The sequence below is a fragment of the Asaia sp. W19 genome (assembly GCF_003994335.1).
Taxonomy (GTDB): Bacteria; Pseudomonadota; Alphaproteobacteria; order Acetobacterales; family Acetobacteraceae; genus Asaia.
In genome coordinates this window covers 1-2,622 of record NZ_PNQZ01000164.1, presented here as the reverse complement: position 1 = coordinate 2,622, position 2,622 = coordinate 1, and the positions used below count along the sequence as shown (strand labels likewise).

At 60.1% G+C, this 2,622-nt stretch carries 1 protein-coding gene; it reads right to left on the bottom strand.

Going from position 1 to position 2,622, the window contains the following annotated elements; translation table 11 throughout:
- Positions 1 to 2,031, bottom strand: a 2,031-nt coding sequence (tkt, locus tag C0V97_RS17635) for a transketolase (RefSeq protein WP_127103731.1), incomplete at its 3' end; no start/stop codon positions are given.
- Positions 2,032 to 2,622 lie beyond the last annotated feature (591 nt).

The following is a 2,622-nucleotide window of genomic DNA, read 5'->3' as shown; positions in this document are numbered from 1 at the left end:
GGCGCAAAAGCTGTTCACCGCAATGATCGAACCGCCGATGCCGGTGTAACGATCCCAGCCGAAAGCAGCAGCCTGCTCGACAGCCACACGTCCCTTGACGTCCGGCGGCAGCACACTGTCCTTGTAGGCCTGGTCCTGCTCTTCGAACAGGTCGAAGGACGGGAAGGAAACCACGCGGGCCTTGATCCCCTCGGCGGTCAGCTTTTCGTAAGCGTCGACCACCAGCGAGACTTCCGAACCCGAAGCCATCAGGATCACGTCAGGCTTGCCTTCACAGCTAGCTAGGACATAAGCACCCTTCGCTACACCAGCGGCGGAAGCATACTTGCTGCGATCCAGCGTCGGCAGGTTCTGGCGGCTCAGAATGAGCACCGCAGGCTTGTGCGTCTGCGGGATCAGGGTGCGCCAGGCTTCAGACACTTCGTTGGCATCGCCGGGACGAATGGTCATGATGCCGGGGGTGGCGCGCAGCTGAGCCAGCTGTTCGATCGGCTGATGCGTCGGACCGTCTTCACCAACACCGATGGAATCATGGGTAAAGATGTAGATGACCGGCAGCTCCATGAGAGCCGACAGACGGATCGGGGCCTTCATGTAATCCGAGAAGATCAGGAAGCCCGAACCGTAGGAGCGCAGGCCAGCCAGCGCCATACCGTTGCAGATCGATCCCATGGCGTGTTCGCGGATGCCGAAATGGACGTTGCGGCCGCCATAGGTGCCACCCCACTGAGGCGGCTGGAACGAACCAGCGCCGTCAAAGGTCAGGTTCGTCTTGGTCGAGGGCGAAAGGTCAGCCGAACCACCGATCATCCAGGGGATGTTCTTGGCGACGGCGTTGATCAGCTTGCCCGAGCTGGCGCGCGAGGCAACGCCCTTGGCGTCGGCTTCCCAAACCGGAATATCCTTGTCCCAGCCTTCCGGCAGGCGACGCTCGAAGATCGCGCGCAGCTCGGCGGCTTCTTTCGGATATTCATTGGTGTAGCGATCGAACAGGGCATACCAGTCAGCGCTGGCCTTGGCGCCGCGTTTGCCCAGTCCTTCCTGGAAATGCTCCAGAACACCCTCCGGCACGTGGAATGCGTCGGTCCAGGGCCAGTGATAGGCCTTCTTGGCACCGGCGATCTCTTCCTCACCCAGCGGCTCGCCATGGGCCGAGGCCGTGCCAGCCTTCTTGGGCGCACCGAAGCCGATGACCGTGTGCATGACGATCAGGCTCGGACGATCCTTGACCGAACGGGCTTCCTCAAGCGCCTTGCCAACAGCAGCCGTGTCATTGACGTCATTGACGGTCACGACATGCCACTTATAGGCGCGGAAGCGCTCCGCCACGTTTTCCGTGAAGGCCAGGTCGGTCGAGCCCTCGATCGAAATCTGGTTCGAGTCATACAGCCAGATCAGGTTGCCAAGACCGAGATGACCCGCCATCGAAGCCGCTTCGGACGAAACGCCTTCCATCATGTCGCCGTCACCACAAAACACATAGGTGTGGTAGTCGAACAGGTCGAAACCGGGACGGTTGTAATGGGCGGCGAGATACTTCTCGGCCATCGCCATACCGACGGAGTTGCCACAGCCCTGACCCAGCGGGCCCGTGGTGGTCTCGACGCCAGATGTGTGACGGAATTCCGGGTGACCGGGCGTCTTGGAATTCAGCTGACGGAACTGCTTGAGGTCTTCAAGCGTCAGGGACGGGCTGTCGAGGACCTTGTCCTTCACGACATCGCGAATGCCGGTCAGGTAGATTGTCGAATACAGCAGCATCGACGCATGGCCGACGGACAGGACGAAACGGTCACGGCCAGGCCAGAGCGGATTGGCCGGATCGTATTTCAGGTCGTTCTGCCAGAGGGTGTACATGACAGGAGCCAGCGCCATGGCCGTTCCCGGATGGCCTGAATCGGCCTTTTCCACACCATCCATCGACAGGGTGCGGATGGTGTTGATGCTCAGCTGCGCGATGTCAGAGACACTGGCGCCGGCCGCTCCACCGGTTTCCGCGTCGAACGCGGACGGGTTGCTTAAAGAACGCATCAAAAATGGACCTCCGAATTAACTCTCTGCGATGGAAAACCATCAGCCGGACAGACGCCAATGTTCAAGACCGGTTTCTTGCCTGAGACAACCCCGTCGGGGAACCTTTTCGCACAGATCGCCATGCAGAGTTCGTGACCGTCCTCACCTCGCATGGCACGCCATGGGGAAGACCCTCACCGAAACACGATAACCATACGCCCTTCACGGGACGATGTTCCGCTGCACCGCACATATTGCCTCAAAATCCCGACAGCATTGACACCAAACTGAAACCTACCGGCCCGGCAATACATTGCGTTGCGCATAAGACGCCCATTGCCCACATTGTGCTAGAGTCAAACCCTTCACGACTGCTCGACTACACGAAAATTTGCATGATTTTTTGCGGTCACGCCCCGCCATCGTGTCGCGCGCATCGGCAAAGCCCCGCCTGGGAGACTGTCATGATCGTAATCGCCCGCGTTTACCCGCCCTGAGGAACGCCAGCACCCCCTTCCCCACGCCTCGGCGCACCACCCGAGGCCGCCAGATGCCGGTCTTTTGATCTGGAGACTTTCGGGACCGTTCCGCCCGACTGATGACAATTTG